This is a genomic window from Pseudomonas sp. GNP012 (assembly GCF_054343835.1).
Genome location: NZ_JBTGUU010000001.1, coordinates 87,610 through 105,022, shown reverse-complemented (window position 1 = coordinate 105,022; position 17,413 = coordinate 87,610). Strand labels below are relative to the sequence as shown.

Genomic DNA, 17,413 nt, shown 5'->3' with positions numbered 1-17,413 from the left:
GCGAGCGCTGTCGCATGCTGTAAAAATTCGCGTATTCCAGATACGCCAACGCGGGAGCAAGCTCCCGCGCGGCGACATCCTACCAGTCACCGCCTAAAGGCAGTCAACCGGCCGACCAACAACTTACTTGTGGTCTTTGACTTCTTCGAACTCGGCATCGACAACGTCGTCAGCCTTCTCCGCCGATTCGCCCTGCGGTGCAGCGCCTTCAGCAGGCTGAGCCTGTTCGGCGTACATCTTCTGCGCCACCGGAGCGGAGACTTTCGACAGCTCTTCAACCTTGGCGTCGATAGCGGCCTTGTCGTCGCCTTTGACAGCGGCTTCCAGGGCAACTACGGCAGCTTCGATTGCAGTCTTCTCTTCGGCAGTCACTTTATCGCCGGCATCGGTCACCATTTTGCGCGTCGAGTGAACCAGTGCGTCGCCCTGGTTACGGGCAGCGGCCAGCTCTTCGAACTTGCGGTCTTCCTCGGCGTTAGCCTCGGCATCACGCACCATGCGCTCGATTTCCTCGTCGGACAGACCGGAGTTGGCCTTGATCACGATCGACTGAGTCTTGCCGGTGGCCTTGTCCTTCGCACCTACGTGCAGGATGCCGTTGGCGTCGATGTCGAAAGTCACTTCGATCTGCGGCACGCCACGTGGAGCTGGTGGAATGTCGGCCAGGTCGAACTTGCCCAGGGACTTGTTCTGAGCAGCTTGCTTACGCTCGCCTTGCAGCACGTGAATAGTCACGGCGCCCTGGTTGTCGTCGGCAGTCGAGAACACTTGCGATTTCTTGGTAGGAATCGTGGTGTTTTTCTCGATCAGCGCAGTCATCACGCCACCCATGGTTTCGATACCCAGGGTCAGCGGGCTGACGTCGAGCAGCAGAACGTCTTTTACGTCACCGGCCAGTACCGCACCCTGGATGGCAGCACCCATGGCAACCGCTTCGTCCGGGTTGACGTCTTTGCGAGCTTCTTTACCGAAGAACTCGGTGACCAGCTTCTGAACCAGTGGCATACGGGTCTGACCGCCCACCAGGATCACGTCGTTGATCGCGCCAACGTCGATACCGGCATCTTTCATTGCGATGCGGCAAGGCTCGATGGTGCGCTGAACCAGGTCTTCCACCAATGCTTCGAGCTTGGCGCGGGAGATCTTCACGTTCAGGTGCTTCGGACCAGTGGCGTCTGCAGTGATGTACGGCAGGTTCACGTCGGTCGACTGGCTCGAGGACAGTTCGATCTTGGCTTTTTCAGCGGCTTCTTTCAGGCGCTGCATGGCCAGCGGGTCACCCTTGAGGTTCATGCCGCTTTCTTTCTTGAATTCGTCGACGAGGTAGTCGATCAAACGAATGTCAAAGTCTTCACCGCCCAGGAACGTGTCACCGTTGGTGGCCAGTACTTCAAACTGGTGCTCGCCATCAACTTCAGCGATCTCGATCACGGAAACGTCGAAAGTACCGCCGCCCAGGTCGTAAACGATCACGGTGTGATCGCCCTTGGCCTTGTCCATACCGTAAGCCAGAGCAGCAGCGGTTGGCTCGTTGATGATACGTTTTACGTCCAGACCGGCGATGCGGCCGGCGTCTTTGGTCGCCTGACGCTGGCTGTCGTTGAAGTAGGCCGGAACGGTGATCACCGCTTCAGTCACGGTCTCGCCGAGGTAATCTTCGGCGGTCTTCTTCATTTTCTTCAGGATTTCAGCCGAGATCTGTGGCGGTGCCATTTTCTGGCCGTTCACTTCAACCCAGGCGTCGTTGTTGTCAGCCTTGACGATCTTGTAAGGGACCATCTGGATGTCTTTCTGCACGACTTCTTCGTCGAAACGACGACCGATCAGACGCTTCACCGCATACAGGGTGTTATGCGGATTGGTCACAGCCTGACGCTTGGCCGACTGGCCAACCAGGATTTCGCCATCGTTGGCGTAAGCGATGATCGACGGCGTGGTACGCGCGCCTTCAGCGTTTTCAATAACTTTGGCCTTGCCGTTTTCCAGCACGGAGACGCAGGAGTTGGTAGTCCCCAGGTCGATACCGATAATTTTGCCCATGTTCACTCTCCCGAAACTTTGGATTTGGTTGCCGCAGCAGTGGTGGCTAACTGCGGTAGCACTTAAACGCTTGACTTATAAATGGGGGCCTTGCGGCGGATTTCAAGCCTGCTCGTCAATCGAAGGCGAAACCGGCGCAGGCGCCTTGCTGACCACAACCATCGCCGGGCGCAGCAGGCGACCATTGAGCTGATAGCCCTTCTGGAACACCTTCAGAACACTGTTCGGCTCGACATCGGCGCTTTCCTGCATGGCCATCGCCTGATGCTGAACGGCATTGAACGGTTCGCCATGCGGATCGATCGCTTCAAGCTGATAACGCTTGAGAGTGTCGTGGAACATTTTCAGGGTCAGCTCGATGCCTTCGCGCATCGGACGAATGCTTTCGTCGTCCGGGCTGGACAGCTCCAGGCCGCGCTCCAGGCTGTCGACGATCGGCAACAGGTCGCCGGCGAATTTTTCCAGCGCAAACTTGTGAGCCTTCTCCACATCCTGCTCGGCGCGACGGCGGACGTTCTGCAGATCGGCGGCTACACGCAAAGCCTGATCCTGAGCGCCTGCCAGTTGCTCTTCGAGCACTTGTACACGAGCCGCCAGGTCTTCACCCGAAGCCTCGGGCGCCTGGTTGGCGTCTGGGTTTTGCGTATCCACTGTCTGTTCGTCAGCCATAGATTTCTCCTTTCAATATCGTCCGCGAGCTCAACTCGCGCTTCTGCCCAGCTATATGGGGCCGCAAAATCCGGCTTCAAGGGGCGTCGATGATTAACCCTACAAAAAACAATCGCATTGTCATGCCGGCTCGCGATAAGGGTTTTGTCGGACCGAGCGAATCGAGCTAACAGAGGGCATTGTCAGCCAGAAACAAAACACTGTATAAATAACCAGACCTAACACCTGGGAGCGGCCCATATGCTGGTGCACCTGTCCGTACACAACTACGCCATCGTTGAACATCTCGATCTCGAACTTGATCGCGGGATGAGCGTGATCACCGGGGAAACCGGCGCGGGCAAGTCGATCATGCTCGACGCGCTGGGCCTGACCCTGGGCGATCGTGCCGACAGCGGCGTGGTCCGCCCGGGCGCCGACAAGGCCGATATCCTGGCCACCTTCGATCTGGCCGACATTCCGGAAGCCAGCGCCTGGCTGGCCGAACGCGACCTCGAAAACGACGGCCCGTGCATCCTGCGCCGGGTGATCACATCAGAAGGTCGCTCGCGCGGCTACATCAACGGCACGCCCTGCCCGCTTGGCGATCTCAAGGCGCTGGGCGAGTTGCTGATCGACATTCACAGCCAGCACGAACACCAATCCCTGCTCAAGACCGACACCCACCGCCGCCTGCTCGATGAATATGCCGGCGCAACGGATCTGGCCCGCCAGGTTCAACTGGCCGCCCAACGCTGGCGCCAGACCCGCCAGGAACTGGAGCGGCTCTCCAACTCCGGCGACGAGCAACGTGCACGTCATCAATTGCTCAGCTATCAACTCGAAGAACTGGAAAACCTTGGCCTAGGCGACAATGAGCTCGAGCAGCTGGAACAGGAACACAAGAACCTGACCAACGCCGAAACGCTGCTGGGGATTTGCCGGCAAGTCGTCGAACAATGCAGCGAAAGTGATTCCGGGAATGTCCTCAACGCCCTCACCGCCAGCCTCAACCGCCTGTCGAGCGTGAACAGCTCGATCGGCGCCCTCGGCGAAGCCAGCAGCTTGCTGACCAGCGCACAGATCCAGGTTGAAGAGGCCGTGGGCGAACTGAACCGTTTCCTCGACAATTTCGATGCCGATCCATCGCGCCTTCAATACCTGGAAGAACGCCTCGATGCGATCTACACCCTGGCGCGCAAACACCGCATCCAGCCGACTGAAGTGGCCGAGATGCAGCAGAAACTGCTGGATGAAATCGAGACCCTGAATGCCAACGACGAATCCATCGAGCGCCTGAGCGATGAGCTGTCGTCCTACGCCCGGCACTACCAGGAAAAGGCCCGGGAGCTGAGCGATCTAAGGCATCAAGCATCGAACAGCCTGGCCAGCGCCGTGGAGCAGGAAATCCAGCGACTGGGCATGCCAGGTGGCCGCTTCACCATTGAACTGCGTCCGAACAGCGGCAACGAACTGCTGCCAAACGGGCTCGAACAGGTAGAACTGCTGGTCAGCGCCAACCCCGGCCAGCCACTGAAGGCCCTGGCGAAAGTGGCGTCCGGCGGCGAACTGTCGCGGATCAGCCTGGCGATTCAGGTGATCACCGCACAGACCTCCCGTGTACCGACCCTGGTATTCGACGAAGTCGACGTCGGCATTGGCGGCCCGACCGCAGAAATCGTCGGCCAGTTGCTGCGCAGACTCGGCGAGCGTGGGCAGGTACTGACCGTAACCCACTTGCCGCAAGTGGCAGCTCAGGGCCATCAGCATCTATTTGTGCATAAAGTGCGCGGAGAAGATGCCACCCGCACGGCGGTTTCCAAACTGAGCAAAAACGAGCGCGTCGAAGAAATCGCGCGGATGCTGGGCGGCATCGATCTGACCAAGGAATCCCTGGCTCACGCCAAGAAAATGGTCGTCACTGCAAAAATCTGAAGCGCCCCCATAGGAGCTGCCGCAGGCTGCGATCTTTTGACTTTGCCCTTTCTAAAAGCACAGATCAAAAGATCGCAGCCTACGGCAGCTCCTACAGAAACCTTGTGCACCGCAGAAAGCACGAAGGCGACCCTGGGGTCGCCTTCGCTCGTTTCGCGAACGGATGTTCGCGCGACATGCTTACTTTTTCTTGCGTACGTACAGCACCAGATTGTGATCAACCATCTCGAAGCCATACTTGTCGACGATTGCTTTCTGAAGCCGCTCGATTTCTTCGTCGAAGAATTCGATCACTTCGCTGGTCTCGACGTTGACCATATGGTCGTGATGCTTTCCGTCGTCCAGTTCGAAGACCGCGTGGCCTCCGTCGAAGTTGTGTCGCACCACAAGGCCAGCTGCCTCGAACTGGGTCAGAACACGGTAAACCGTGGCCAGACCGACGTCCTCACCAGCCTCCATAAGGGCCTTGTAGACATCCTCGGCACTCATGTGGCGTTGCTCGGCGGAGTCGAGCATTTGCAGAATTTTGACCCGTGGCAGGGTCACTTTGAGGCCGGCTTTGCGTAGTTCGCTATTTTCAACCATGGTCAGCTTTCTCGCGATGCTGCTTCGCAGCTTCTCTTAATGCGGGTATGATCGGCGTTTACGTTGTCCCAGCCAAGATAGTGGAAGTCGCCCACCGATGCAAAACACCAAGCTCTTGCTAACCAGTTTCACCTTTGTGGGACTGCTCGCACTCGCCGGTTGTTCATTCCCCGGGGTTTACAAAATCGACATCCAGCAGGGCAATGTCGTCACGCAGGACATGATAGACCAGTTACGCCCGGGAATGACCCGCAAGCAAGTACGGTTTATCATGGGCAACCCTCTGCTGACTGACACGTTCCATGCCGATCGCTGGGATTATCTGTACAGCCTGCAACCGGGTGGCGGTGAACGCCAACAGGAACGCATCAGCGTTATCTTCAACCCAAATGATCAGCTTGTCAGCCTCTCTGGTGATTTCATGCCAGGCGTGAGCCGTGACGAAGCCATTCTCGGCAAGGACAGCGGCACGACAGTGGCTGCCCCGGTAGAAAACGTCGAGAAGCCGAAACCGGAAAAACCGGTCAAGCCAGGTTCGCTGCTGGACCAGATCCAGAAGGACGTCGACGGCGTAGAAACCGTTCCGGTCCCGACGCCGCAACCACTGGACACCTCGCCGCAATAATTTGCGACGCAATAAAAAGCCCGGCATGCCCGGGCTTTTTATTGCCTGGAGTTCAAGACACTCACCGATTCCTGGCTTTGGCTTCAGCAGCTTTTGCCGCGCGCAGACGACGCACCTCTTTCGGATCGGCCAAAAGTGGTCGGTAAATCTCGATACGATCTCCTGCCTGGACAGACCGACGCTCTGGATCGGCTACCACCTTGCCGAAGATCCCTACGGGACAATTGGCCAGATCCAGTTCCGGAAACTCCTCAGCCAGAGCAGACCCAAGCAAGGCTGCCCGCACGCTCGTCCCGACCGGCACCGTCAGCGTCAGCAGCACCTGACGGTCCACGGCCGCGTAGACCACCTCGATTTCAATCATGACCTCAACCATGTATCTGCTTGGCACGCTGGCAGAACGCATCCACCAGGGTGTTGGCGGCCTGATTGAACAGCGGCCCCAAGGTGGCACGAACCAGTGGCCCGGCATAATCGAACGACAGATCGAGGCTGATCTTGCAGGCTTTGTCAGTCAGCGCCTTGAATTCCCAGATGCCATGCAATTGGGTGAAAGGGCCCTCTTCGAGGTTCATTTCGATCGACTGCCCAGGAATCAGGGTGTTGCGCGTGACGAAATGCTGGCTAAGGCCACCCTTGGCCACCCCAACGCTCGCCCGCATATGCTCAGGGGAACTCTCCAGGACTTCGGCCGAAGAGCACCACGGCAGAAACTCCGGGTAGCGCGCCACGTCGTTGACCAGGTCATACAGCGCTTGAGCCGGGTACGGCAGCAAGGCCGAACGTGAAATGTGTGTCGTCATGTCAGCGTTACTTCCACAGCTGGGCGGCAAACACTACGAGGATGCCGATGGGCGCCACATAGCGCATCAAGAACAAGGACAGACCAAACAGCGCAGGGTTGCGGATCGACAACTCGTCACGCACCGCTTCACGCCCCATGATCCAGCCCGCAAACACCACGAAACACAAACCGCCAAGCGGCAGCATGAGTCGCGAAGTGAAGAAATCGATCACGCCAAAGAAGTCGAGACCACCGGTTGCTCCCCATTGGTAGAGGTGGAACACCCCGCCTTCGTTCACGAAGAACTTGGCCTCCTTCCAGATATTGAAGGAAAACACCGTACCCAGACCGACAAACCAGCAGCTGAAAGCCAGCCAGAAAGTGACCCATGCACGACTCACTTTAGTGCGTTCCACCAGGTAGGCCACCATCGGTTCAAGCAGGGAAATCGCCGAACTCCAGGCAGCGACCGCCACCAGCACGAAGAACACCACCCCCATCAATTGCCCGAACGCCACGTTGCCGAAGGCAAACGGCAGGCTGACGAACATCAGCCCCGGCCCTTCGCTCGGGTTCAGGCCCGCCGCGAAAACAATCGGAAACAATGCCAGGCCAGCCACCAGGGAAACGAAGGTGTCGAGCAGCGCCACGCCAACGACAGTCCCCGATATCGACGAGCTCTTCGGCATGTAGGCGCCATAGATCATGATCGAACCGACGCCCACGCTCAGGGAAAAGAACGCATGCCCCATCGCGGGCAACAAGCCATCCATAACCTTTTCCGGGTGGAAGTCGAACATGAAATGCACGCCCTCCATGAAATGACCCGTGGTCATGCTATAGCCCAGCAGCACCAGGACCATTACGAACAACAACGGCATCATGATGCGCAAACTGCGTTCAAGCCCGGCGACCACGCCCTTTGCGATCACCACCGCTGACAGCAGCATGAAAATCGTGTGCCAAAGTGTCAGGCGCCAGGGATCGGCAATGACATTGCCGAAGTAAGCCCCCACCTGATCCGCGGTCACACCCTGAAAGTCGCCACGCCCCATGTCGATGATGTAATCCAGCGACCAGCCGCCCACCACACTGTAGAACGACAGGATCAGCAACGCCGTGATCATTCCGGCAAATGCGCCCCAGGACCATTTGCCCGAGTGCCCCGCCTCGACCGCCAGCGTCTTCAGGGCATTGGCCGGGCTCTGCCGTGCACGCCGGCCGATCAGCGTTTCGGCCAGCATGACCGGCACGCCAATCAGCGCGATGCAGGCCAGGAACATCAGCACGAAGGCACCGCCGCCATAGACGCCGACCATGTACGGGAATTTCCAGATACTACCCAGCCCCACGGCCGAACCGGTCGCGGCGAGTATGAAGACCCAGCGGCTAGCCCAACTGCCGTGGACAGAAACCTTGTCTGTCGACATCGTTATCACGCCCAAGCGTTCAAAAAAGAGGCAGCATTGTCCGGGATTCAATCAACCTGCTCAAGCACGTAGCAACCCCGTAGCCGACTCTGTTGTAACTCCCTATAATGCCGCCCCTATGGCTAAACAGAAGAAACACCCAACAGGGACCATCGCGCAAAATAAAAAGGCGCGACACGATTACTTCATCGAGCACAAGTTCGAGGCTGGTCTGGTCCTGGCCGGCTGGGAAGTAAAAAGTCTGCGGGCAAGCAAGCTGCAACTGGTTGACAGTTATGTACTGCTCAAGGATGGCGAAGCCTGGCTGCTCGGCAGCCACATTACGCCCCTGACGACCGCCAGCACCCACGTCATCGCCGACCCGGTGCGCACCCGTAAGTTGCTGCTCAACCGGCGCGAGCTGGACAAGCTGTCCGCTGCCGTGCAGCAAAAGGGTTACGCCTGCGTGTGCCTGTCCTGGTACTGGAGCAAGCACATGGTCAAGTGCGAGATCGCCCTGGGCAAGGGCAAGAAGGAATACGACAAGCGCGATACCGAGCGCGAACGCGACGCTGGCCGCGAGTTGCAGCGTGCAGTGCGCAACAAGGGCAAGGAAGACTGATTTTTCTGCCTGTGATTCGCAGCGCCATCGAAAAGATCGCAGCCTGCGGCAGCTCCTACATTGGAATGCGTTCTCTGTAGGAGCTGCCGAAGGCTGCGATCTTTTGCTTCAAAAGGTCACATCCCCTTGCGCCGCTCCGCCCGGGCCACGCGCTGCACTTCCTGACGCACTTCTTCCAGTACCTCCTGCACATACAGAATGTGCCGACTGGATACTTCCCGCGCCTGCTCCGCCCGCCCTTCGATAATCGCCTGGTACAACTCCCGATGCTGCGTGATCAGCATGTCGCGGGTTTCGGTGCGCTGCTTGTACATACCACCGATGTTGGTCACCACGTTGCGCTTGAGCAAATCGAACAGCCCGCGAATGGTATGCAGCAGCACGGCGTTGTGGCTGGCCTCGGCGATCGCCAAGTGAAAACTTGCGTCCGCGGCCCCCTCTTCGGCACGACTCACCTCTTCGTGACGCGAATAGCAGTCCTGTAACGCGTTGAATGCCGCGGTCAGCCGCTCGCGATCCACATCGGTGGCGCGCAACGCAGCGTAGTAGGCGCAGGACGCCTCCAGCGTATGGCGAAACTCGAGCAGATCGCGCTGTGCCTCAGGATTGCTTTCCAGCAGATGCAACAAGGGATCACTGAAGGTAGTACCCAGTGATTCCACCACATAGTTGCCACCGCCCTGGCGACTGACCAGCAGCCCCTTGGCGGTCAGCTTCTGAATGGCTTCACGCAACGAAGGGCGGGACACGCCAAATTGTTCGGCCAACGCGCGCTCGGCTGGCAAGCGCTCTCCGGCCTTCAGCGTGCCCTCGAGGATCATGCCCTCAAGCTGCTCGACAATATCGTCAGACAAACGGCGCTGACGAATCTGATCAAACCCCATAACTCGATTTCTCCACGATCCGACTACTCGCCGGGGCTCTATTCTGGCCTATCGGCGCCGCACCAGCACCTGCCACAGCGCATTTGTTCATGCCAGACGGACGACCTGCGCACTTTGCATTCGACAAAAGTTTTAGGGCGGCAAATTGACACACCGCCTACAAGGCTTTTACCCTAGCCAACAGCGATTGTAAATTGGTATTACCAATTATCCAAGAACGCTGATCAGTGCCTGACCAACAACAATTAGGGGCCACCCCATATGCAAACCTGGCAACAGCTCTATACCCCGCTCGGCAGCCTCGGCCTGTCCGCACTCGCAGCCGTCATCCCCATCGTGTTTTTCTTCCTCGCCCTGGCCGTGTTCCGCCTCAAAGGGCACGTGGCCGGCAGCATCACCCTGGCTTTGTCGATCCTGGTGGCGATCTTCGCTTTCCAGATGCCGGTCGATATGGCGCTTGCCGCCGCCGGGTATGGCTTCGCTTATGGCCTGTGGCCGATTGCCTGGATCATCGTGGCAGCGGTGTTCCTCTACAAGCTGACGGTCAAGAGCGGTCAGTTTGAAGTCATCCGCAGCTCGGTCCTGTCGATCACCGATGACCAGCGCCTGCAGGTCCTGCTGATCGGCTTCTGCTTCGGTGCATTCCTGGAAGGTGCCGCCGGTTTCGGCGCGCCGGTGGCGATTACCGCCGCACTCCTTGTAGGACTGGGCTTCAACCCGCTGTACGCCGCTGGCTTGTGCCTGATCGCCAACACCGCGCCGGTAGCCTTCGGCGCCCTCGGCATTCCGATCATCGTGGCCGGGCAAGTGACCGGCATCGACGCGTTCAAGATCGGCGCCATGACCGGCCGCCAACTGCCGCTGCTGTCGCTGTTCGTGCCATTCTGGCTGGTGTTCATGATGGACGGTCTGCGCGGCGTGCGGGAAACCTGGCCAGCAGCCCTGGTGGCCGGCTTGAGCTTTGCCGTGACCCAGTACTTCACCTCGAACTTCATCGGCCCGGAACTGCCGGACATCACCTCGGCCCTGGCCAGCCTGATTTCCCTGACCCTGTTCCTGAAAGTCTGGCAACCAAAACGCGCCGCCGGCCAACACATCGTCGGCGCTGTCTCGGCCTCCGTGGTGAGCGCCAGCGTCGGTGGTTTCGGCCAGAAGCGCACAACCGTGGCTTCGCCTTACAGCCTTGGGGAAATCGTCAAGGCCTGGTCGCCGTTCCTGATCCTGACCGTACTGGTCACCATCTGGACCCTGAAGCCGTTCAAGGCGATGTTCGCCGCCGGCGGCTCGATGTACAGCTTCGTGTTCAACTTCGCGATCCCGCACCTGGATCAGATGGTGATCAAGGTCGCGCCGATCGTGGCCGCGCCAACCGCCCTTCCGGCAGTGTTCAAACTGGACCCGATTTCCGCCACCGGCACGGCAATATTCTTCTCGGCACTGATCTCGATGCTGGTGCTGAAGATCAACGTAAAAATTGGTCTTACCACTTTAAAGGAGACCTTCTACGAGCTGCGCTGGCCGATCCTGTCCATCGGCATGGTGCTGGCGTTCGCCTTCGTCACCAACTACTCGGGCATGTCCTCGACCATGGCCTTGGTGTTGGCAGGCACCGGTGCAGCCTTCCCGTTCTTCTCGCCGTTCCTCGGTTGGCTGGGCGTGTTCCTCACCGGTTCCGATACTTCGTCCAACGCTCTGTTCAGTTCGCTGCAAGCAACCACCGCGCACCAGATCGGTGTCAACGACACCTTGCTGGTGGCGGCGAACACCAGCGGCGGCGTGACCGGCAAGATGATCTCGCCACAATCGATCGCCGTGGCCTGCGCCGCGACCGGCCTGGTGGGCAAGGAATCGGATCTGTTCCGCTTTACCCTCAAGCACAGCCTATTCTTTGCAACGATTGTCGGCTTGATCACCCTGGCCCAGGCCTACTGGTTCACCGGCATGCTGGTGCACTAAGGACTACAAGCAAAACGGCAAAAACCGACGCCGGGCCACGCCCCCGGCGTCCGCAATTCACACCCCGGTCTGTAAGGCTGCTGAAAGCTTCCGGCTCTATATTCAGCGGCTTCAACAGACGAATAACCGGGACCACCCGGAGACACGCCTGATGAGCGAGCTTTTTTACAACGCTGTGCCGAATGCGACCCGTGTCGCCCCGCCACTGCCCGAGCCTCGGCAATACCCCAGCGAGAAACCGTCACGGGTCTACCTGTTCGGGACCTGCGTGGTCGATTTGTTCTACCCCGAAGCCGGGATGGATGCGATCCACCTGCTGGAACGCGAAGGCATTCGTGTCGAGTACCCGCAAGGGCAAAGCTGCTGCGGACAACCGGCCTACACCTCGGGTTACACCGAACAGGCACGGACCGTGGCGCGCTCGCAACTGGCGCTGTTTGCCGGGGATTATCCGGTGGTGGTGCCGTCAGGCTCCTGTGCCGGGATGTTGCGCGAACACTATGCCGACTTGTTCAAGGACGAGCCGCACACGTTGAAACAGGTTCAGGCCCTGGCTGCCAGAACCTTTGAGCTGGCCGAGTTTCTGTTGTTTGTCTGCAAGGTGCAGTTCAAGGACAGCGGCGAGCCGGTAAAAGTGGCGCTGCACACTTCGTGTTCGGCACGCCGCGAAATGAACACCCACCTGCACGGCCGCGAGTTGTTGTCGCAGTTGAGCAATGTGGAGCGGGTCAATCACGATCACGAAAGTGAGTGCTGTGGCTTTGGCGGAACATTCAGCGTCCGTATGCCAGACATTTCCGGCGCGATGGTGGCTGACAAGACCCGGGCGTTGAAGGAGTCCGGTGCGCACAAGGTATTGAGTGCCGATTGCGGCTGTTTGATGAACATCAACGGCTCATTGGAAAAACAGCAGGAAGCGTTGCGCGGTCAGCATCTGGCCAGCTTCCTCTGGCAGCGTACCGGAGGTGCCCGATGAGCACCTCCACGATTATTCCTACGGTTGCCGTAGAAGAAGATTTCCGCACCCGCGCCCACAACGCGCTGGGTGACGCGCAATTGCGAGGCAACTTTCGCAAGGCGATGGATTCACTGATGACCAAACGGGCAGCGGCGTTCAGCGATGCCCATGAAAGAGAACACTTGCGCGCACTGGGCAATGCAATCCGTGCCCGCGCGCTCTCCAAGTTGCCCGACCTGCTCGAGCAACTGGAACAGAACCTGACCCGCAACGGTGTGACAGTGCACTGGGCGGAAACGGTGGACGAGGCCAATGGCATCGTCCTCTCGATCATCCGCGCTCACGAGGGGCGGCAAGTGATCAAGGGCAAATCGATGGTCAGCGAAGAAATGGAGATGAATCATTTCCTGGCTGACCGGGGCATTGAATGCCTGGAATCGGACATGGGCGAGTACATCGTCCAGCTCGACCACGAGAAGCCTTCACACATAATCATGCCGGCAATCCACAAGAATGCCGGCCAGGTCGCGTCCTTGTTCCACGACAAACTTGGGGTGGAATACACCAAGGACGTTGACCAACTCATTCAGATCGGTCGCAAGGTCTTGCGGCAGAAATTCTTCGAAGCGGACATCGGCGTCTCCGGTGTCAACTTCGCCGTGGCCGAAACCGGCACCCTGCTGCTGGTGGAAAACGAAGGCAACGGGCGCATGACCACCACCGTACCGCCCGTGCACATTGCAGTTACCGGTATCGAAAAAGTCGTGGAAAACCTGCGCGATGTGGTGCCGCTGCTGTCGCTGCTGACTCGCTCGGCCCTGGGCATCCCGATCACGACCTACGTCAACATGATCTCCGGCCCGCGCAAGGAGCATGAACTCGACGGCCCGCAGGAAGTGCACCTGGTACTGCTCGACAATGGTCGCAGCCAGGCCTTTGCCGACAGCGAATTGCGCCAGACCCTGAACTGCATTCGCTGCGGTGCCTGTATGAATCATTGCCCGGTCTATACCCGAATCGGCGGCCATGCTTATGGGGAGGTTTACCCCGGCCCCATCGGAAAAATCGTCACCCCGCACATGGTCGGCCTGGCGAAAGTCCCGGATCACCCGAGCGCTTCTTCGCTGTGCGGTGCCTGCGGCGAAGTGTGCCCGGTAAAAATCCCGATCCCTGCGTTGCTGCGGCGCCTGCGCGAAGAAAACGTCAAAGCCCCGGACAGCCCCCATCAAGTGATGCGTGGCCAGGGCAGCAAGTATTCGCGCAAGGAGCGCTTCCTCTGGAACGCCTGGGCGAAGCTCAACAGTTCGCCGACGCTGTATCGCCTGTTCGGTTTCTTCGCCACCCGCCTGCGCGCCCTCACGCCGAGCAATGTCGGCCCGTGGACGCAAAACCACAGCGCACCGAAACCCGCCGCCCGCTCACTGCATGACATGGCCCGCGAGCACTTGGCCAAACAGGGAGACCGCTGATGAGTGCCAAGCAAAATATCCTCGCCAAACTGCGTAAAAGTCTGACAGGCACCACACCGGTGGCCGACAACTTTGATGTCGATCTGGTGACCCAGCCTTACACCTACTCGCCTGAACAACGCATTCCACAACTACGCAAACTGATGGAAGCGGTACACACGGAAATCCACCTGACGTCCGGCGAAGAGTGGCCGGTGCTGTTGGCGCAATTGCTGCGGGACCGCCAGTTGCCAAGCCTGCTGATCGCACCGACAACGCCCCACGGTCAACGCATCACACAGCATTGGGCGAGTAATCCCGATCTGCCGATGCTCAAGTCCTACGACCGCCCGGTTGAGGAATGGAAAGCCGAGTTGTTCAACGACACCCCGGCGAGCCTGACCACCACCCTCGGCGCCATCGCGGCAACCGGTAGCCTGATTATCTGGCCGACCCGGGAAGAACCGCGCTTGATGAGCCTGGCGCCACCGGTGCATTTCGCCCTGCTCAAGGCCAGTGAAATCCGCGACAACTTCTATCAGGTGCAACAGGAATTCGAATGGGCCCAGGGCATGCCGACCAACGCGCTGCTGGTGTCCGGCCCGTCGAAAACCGCCGACATCGAGCAAGTGCTCGCGTACGGCGCCCACGGCCCGAAAGACCTGGTGGTGCTGATCCTGGAGGACCAATGAGTCTACCGGCCGCTTTCCTGCGAGATGCACAGCAACTGATTCCACAAGAGCGACGTTTCGACGACCCGCTGTCGACCCTGGCCTTCGGTACCGATGCCAGTTTCTATCGTTTGATTCCGCAACTGGTTATCCGCGTCGAGTCCGAAGACGAAGTGGTGGCGCTGCTGCAACTGGCGCAACGCGATCAGGTGCCGGTGACCTTCCGCGCCGCCGGTACCAGCCTCTCTGGCCAGGCGATCAGCGACTCGGTGCTGATCGTGCTGGGGGACAACTGGAACGCGCGCGAGATTCGCGGGCAAGGCACACAGATTCGCCTGCAACCGGGTGTGATCGGCGCCCAGGCCAACGCCTGGCTGGCACCGTTCGGACGCAAGATCGGCCCGGACCCGGCCTCGATCAATGCCTGCAAGATCGGCGGCATCGTCGCCAACAACGCCAGTGGCATGTGCTGCGGCACGGCGCAAAACACCTACCACACCCTGGCCGGCATTCGTCTGGTGCTGGCCGACGGCAGTCGTCTCGACACTGAAGATGCCGCCAGCGTCGCGGCGTTTCGCCAAAGCCATGCCGCGTTGCTGGAGCGCTTGGCGACTCTGGCTCGCGAGACCCGCGCCAACGCTGATCTGGCTGCGAGAATCCGCCACAAATACCGTCTGAAAAACACCACCGGCCTGTCGCTAAATGCCCTGGTGGATTTCGACGAGCCTGTGGATATCTTGAGCCACTTGCTGGTGGGTTCCGAGGGCACGCTCGGGTTCATCAGTGCGGTGACCTACGACACGGTGATCGACCACCCGAACAAGGCCTCGGCCCTGATTGTCTTCCCGGATGTAGAGACCTGCTGCAACGCGGTCACCGTACTGAAAAGCCAACCGGTGTCGGCCGTGGAACTGCTGGACCGGCGCAGTTTGCGCTCAGTGCAGGACAAACCCGGCATGCCGTCTTTCGTACAGCATCTGTCGAACAATGCCTGCGCCTTGCTGATCGAATCCCGCGCAGCGTCGTCCGCCCTGCTGCACGAACAACTGGCACAGATCATGGCGTCGCTGCAGGCGTTCCCGGTGGAAAAACAGGTCGACTTCACGGAGGACCCACAGGAAAACGCCCGTCTCTGGGCCATCCGCAAAGACACCTTCCCCGCCGTCGGTGCGGTGCGCAAGACCGGCACCACGGTGATCATCGAAGACGTCACCTTCCCGGTCGAACAACTGGCCATCGGCGTCAATCGCCTGATCGAACTGTTCGACAAACATCATTACGATGAAGCGATCCTTTTCGGACACGCACTGGAAGGCAATCTGCACTTCGTCTTCACCCAAGGCTTCAACAACGCGCAAGAAGTCGCACGCTATCAGGCGTTCATGGATGACGTGGCGCAATTGGTGGCAGTGGAGTTCGGCGGTTCGCTGAAAGCCGAACATGGCACCGGGCGCAACATGGCGCCATTCGTCGAGCTGGAATGGGGCAGCGATGCCTACCAGCTGATGTGGCAACTCAAGCGTCTGCTCGACCCCAACGGGATTCTCAACCCGGACGTGGTGCTCAGCGAAGATCCGCAGATCCACCTCAAGCACCTCAAGCCCTTGCCGGCCGCCGACGAGATTGTGGACAAGTGCATCGAATGTGGTTTCTGCGAACCGGTCTGCCCGTCGAAGGGCCTGACGCTGAGCCCACGCCAACGCATCGTAATCTGGCGCGACATTCAGGCGCGAAAACGCGCCGGCATCGATACCACCGAACTCGAAGCCGCGTACGAATATCAGGGCATCGATACCTGCGCCGCCACCGGCCTGTGCGCACAACGTTGCCCGGTCGGCATCAACACCGGCGAGCTGGTGAAAAAACTCCGCAGCCGCACGGCAACCCATACGAAAACCGCCAACTGGCTTGAAGGAAATTTCGCCACGGCGCTACAAGGGGCGCGGTTCACCCTGCACGTCGCCAATGGCGCACGGATGTTGTTGGGCGCGCCACGCCTGGCAAAACTCTCGGCGACGCTGACGAAACTGTCCAAAGGTCAGGTCCCGCAATGGACCAACGCCATGCCGCAGCCGGAAAAAGCCATCCGCTTCAGTCCCGCCGTGTTGGACGAACGCCCGCGGGTGGTGTACCTGGCGGCGTGTGTGTCGCGGGTCATGGGGCCAGCGGCGGGGGATAAAGAGCAGGTGTCGTTGTACGACAAAACCCGCGGACTGCTGGAAAAGGCCGGTTACCAGGTGGTCTTCCCGGACAATCTGGACAACCTCTGCTGCGGCCAGCCATTCGCCTCCAAAGGCTACGCCGAACAAGCCGAACACAAGCGCCAGGAACTGATCGGCGCCTTGCTGCACGCCAGTCGCGGCGGGCTCGACCCGATTTATTGCGACACCAGCCCCTGTACGTTACGGCTCACTCAAGACCTTGGCGACGTTCGACTGGACCTCTACGACCCGGTGCGTTTCATCCGCACGCACTTGATGGATCGCCTCGACTTCACACCACAGGAAGCGCCGATTGCAGTGCACGTCACCTGCAGCACTCAGCACCTCGGCGAGAGTCAGGCCTTGATCGATCTGGCGCGCAAATGCAGCAAAAACGTGGTCATTCCCGAAGGCATTCACTGCTGCGGCTTCGCCGGCGACAAGGGCTTCACCACGCCACAGCTGAATGCCCATTCGCTGCGCACACTCAAGGACGCGGTGCAGCAGTGCAGCGAGGGGATTTCCACCAGTCGCACTTGTGAGATCGGGCTGACGCAACATGGCGGCATTGATTACCACGGTCTAGTCTATCTGGTGGACCGCGTTACCCAGGCTAGGGTGCCCTGATAGCAGGAACCAAGGAAGGT

General features: G+C 59.5%; 15 protein-coding genes. 8 read left to right on the top strand and 7 right to left on the bottom strand.

Annotated elements, in window-relative coordinates; genetic code table 11:
- Positions 1-123: 123 nt before the first annotated feature.
- Both dnaK and grpE read right to left on the bottom strand, forming a co-directional pair.
- On the bottom strand, positions 124-2,040 hold the full coding sequence (gene dnaK, locus ACXX83_RS00415) for a molecular chaperone DnaK (RefSeq protein WP_126049196.1): 1,917 nt from the start codon (positions 2,038-2,040) through the stop codon (positions 124-126).
- Between the two features lie 102 nt (positions 2,041-2,142).
- A complete protein-coding gene (grpE, locus tag ACXX83_RS00410) occupies positions 2,143-2,709 on the bottom strand; it encodes a nucleotide exchange factor GrpE (protein WP_007988694.1) in 567 nt (188 codons plus the stop codon).
- Positions 2,710-2,949: 240 nt separating this feature from the next.
- On the opposite strand from grpE, the gene recN reads away from it, so the two are divergent.
- Positions 2,950-4,623: a DNA repair protein RecN gene (gene recN / locus ACXX83_RS00405; protein WP_217837158.1), complete on the top strand. Its 1,674-nt coding sequence runs from the start codon at positions 2,950-2,952 to the stop codon at positions 4,621-4,623.
- A 180-nt stretch (positions 4,624-4,803) separates the two neighbouring features.
- On the opposite strand, the gene fur is transcribed toward recN, so the two are convergent.
- Positions 4,804-5,208, bottom strand: coding sequence for a ferric iron uptake transcriptional regulator (fur, locus tag ACXX83_RS00400; protein WP_003197684.1), 405 nt, complete (start codon positions 5,206-5,208; stop codon positions 4,804-4,806).
- Between the two features lie 97 nt (positions 5,209-5,305).
- Here fur and ACXX83_RS00395 point away from each other — a divergent pair, with 97 nt between their 5' ends.
- Positions 5,306-5,833 carry an outer membrane protein assembly factor BamE gene (locus ACXX83_RS00395; RefSeq protein ID WP_126049194.1) on the top strand — a complete coding sequence of 176 codons (528 nt, stop codon included), beginning with the start codon at positions 5,306-5,308 and terminating at the stop codon, positions 5,831-5,833.
- Between the two features lie 61 nt (positions 5,834-5,894).
- On the opposite strand, the gene ACXX83_RS00390 is transcribed toward ACXX83_RS00395, so the two are convergent.
- The 3 genes from ACXX83_RS00390 to ACXX83_RS00380 are packed head-to-tail and all read right to left on the bottom strand — an operon-like array spanning position 5,895 to position 8,047.
- The gene (locus ACXX83_RS00390; protein WP_458547328.1) at positions 5,895-6,209 is read right to left on the bottom strand and encodes an RnfH family protein; all 315 of its coding nucleotides are present in this window, start codon (positions 6,207-6,209) and stop codon (positions 5,895-5,897) included.
- Positions 6,202-6,636: a type II toxin-antitoxin system RatA family toxin gene (locus tag ACXX83_RS00385; RefSeq protein WP_217837156.1), complete on the bottom strand. Its 435-nt coding sequence runs from the start codon at positions 6,634-6,636 to the stop codon at positions 6,202-6,204. Before ACXX83_RS00385 ends, ACXX83_RS00390 begins: the two co-directional genes overlap by 8 nt.
- A 7-nt stretch (positions 6,637-6,643) precedes the next feature.
- Entirely contained in the window at positions 6,644-8,047 is a 1,404-nt protein-coding gene (locus tag ACXX83_RS00380; protein WP_126049189.1) for a sodium-dependent transporter, read from the bottom strand.
- A gap of 118 nt (positions 8,048-8,165) precedes the next feature.
- On the opposite strand from ACXX83_RS00380, the gene smpB reads away from it, so the two are divergent.
- A complete protein-coding gene (gene smpB / locus ACXX83_RS00375) occupies positions 8,166-8,648 on the top strand; it encodes an SsrA-binding protein SmpB (protein ID WP_458547327.1) in 483 nt (160 codons plus the stop codon).
- A gap of 116 nt (positions 8,649-8,764) precedes the next feature.
- On the opposite strand, the gene ACXX83_RS00370 is transcribed toward smpB, so the two are convergent.
- Entirely contained in the window at positions 8,765-9,532 is a 768-nt protein-coding gene (locus tag ACXX83_RS00370; protein WP_095965953.1) for a GntR family transcriptional regulator, read from the bottom strand.
- Between the two features lie 261 nt (positions 9,533-9,793).
- Here ACXX83_RS00370 and ACXX83_RS00365 point away from each other — a divergent pair, with 261 nt between their 5' ends.
- From ACXX83_RS00365 to ACXX83_RS00345, 5 genes are all read left to right on the top strand, one after another.
- Positions 9,794-11,488 (top strand): lactate permease LctP family transporter, encoded by a 1,695-nt coding sequence (locus tag ACXX83_RS00365; protein ID WP_458373477.1) that lies wholly within the window; start codon positions 9,794-9,796, stop codon positions 11,486-11,488.
- Between the two features lie 151 nt (positions 11,489-11,639).
- Positions 11,640-12,464 (top strand): (Fe-S)-binding protein, encoded by an 825-nt coding sequence (locus ACXX83_RS00360; protein WP_015093424.1) that lies wholly within the window; start codon positions 11,640-11,642, stop codon positions 12,462-12,464.
- Entirely contained in the window at positions 12,461-13,915 is a 1,455-nt protein-coding gene (locus ACXX83_RS00355) for a LutB/LldF family L-lactate oxidation iron-sulfur protein (RefSeq protein WP_104450878.1), read from the top strand. The genes ACXX83_RS00360 and ACXX83_RS00355 overlap by 4 nt, the downstream gene beginning before the upstream one ends.
- Positions 13,915-14,586, top strand: coding sequence for a LutC/YkgG family protein (locus ACXX83_RS00350; RefSeq protein WP_458547326.1), 672 nt, complete (start codon positions 13,915-13,917; stop codon positions 14,584-14,586). Before ACXX83_RS00355 ends, ACXX83_RS00350 begins: the two co-directional genes overlap by 1 nt.
- Entirely contained in the window at positions 14,583-17,393 is a 2,811-nt protein-coding gene (locus tag ACXX83_RS00345; protein ID WP_458547325.1) for an FAD-binding and (Fe-S)-binding domain-containing protein, read from the top strand. Before ACXX83_RS00350 ends, ACXX83_RS00345 begins: the two co-directional genes overlap by 4 nt.
- The last annotated feature ends 20 nt before the right edge of the window (positions 17,394-17,413 follow it).

Excerpts from the sequence above, each read along its gene's own strand:
- smpB (WP_458547327.1), top strand. The coding sequence starts at position 8,166 with ATGGCTAAACAGAAGAAACACCCAACAGGGACCATCGCGCAAAATAAA.
- ACXX83_RS00385 (WP_217837156.1), bottom strand. The coding sequence starts at position 6,636 with ATGACGACACACATTTCACGTTCGGCCTTGCTGCCGTACCCGGCTCAA.
- ACXX83_RS00395 (WP_126049194.1), top strand. The coding sequence starts at position 5,306 with ATGCAAAACACCAAGCTCTTGCTAACCAGTTTCACCTTTGTGGGACTG.
- ACXX83_RS00345 (WP_458547325.1), top strand. The coding sequence starts at position 14,583 with ATGAGTCTACCGGCCGCTTTCCTGCGAGATGCACAGCAACTGATTCCA.
- grpE (WP_007988694.1), bottom strand. The coding sequence starts at position 2,709 with ATGGCTGACGAACAGACAGTGGATACGCAAAACCCAGACGCCAACCAG.
- fur (WP_003197684.1), bottom strand. The coding sequence starts at position 5,208 with ATGGTTGAAAATAGCGAACTACGCAAAGCCGGCCTCAAAGTGACCCTG.
- ACXX83_RS00370 (WP_095965953.1), bottom strand. The coding sequence starts at position 9,532 with ATGGGGTTTGATCAGATTCGTCAGCGCCGTTTGTCTGACGATATTGTC.
- recN (WP_217837158.1), top strand. The coding sequence starts at position 2,950 with ATGCTGGTGCACCTGTCCGTACACAACTACGCCATCGTTGAACATCTC.
- dnaK (WP_126049196.1), bottom strand. The coding sequence starts at position 2,040 with ATGGGCAAAATTATCGGTATCGACCTGGGGACTACCAACTCCTGCGTC.
- ACXX83_RS00390 (WP_458547328.1), bottom strand. The coding sequence starts at position 6,209 with ATGGTTGAGGTCATGATTGAAATCGAGGTGGTCTACGCGGCCGTGGAC.
- ACXX83_RS00355 (WP_104450878.1), top strand. The coding sequence starts at position 12,461 with ATGAGCACCTCCACGATTATTCCTACGGTTGCCGTAGAAGAAGATTTC.
- ACXX83_RS00380 (WP_126049189.1), bottom strand. The coding sequence starts at position 8,047 with ATGTCGACAGACAAGGTTTCTGTCCACGGCAGTTGGGCTAGCCGCTGG.
- ACXX83_RS00365 (WP_458373477.1), top strand. The coding sequence starts at position 9,794 with ATGCAAACCTGGCAACAGCTCTATACCCCGCTCGGCAGCCTCGGCCTG.
- ACXX83_RS00360 (WP_015093424.1), top strand. The coding sequence starts at position 11,640 with ATGAGCGAGCTTTTTTACAACGCTGTGCCGAATGCGACCCGTGTCGCC.
- ACXX83_RS00350 (WP_458547326.1), top strand. The coding sequence starts at position 13,915 with ATGAGTGCCAAGCAAAATATCCTCGCCAAACTGCGTAAAAGTCTGACA.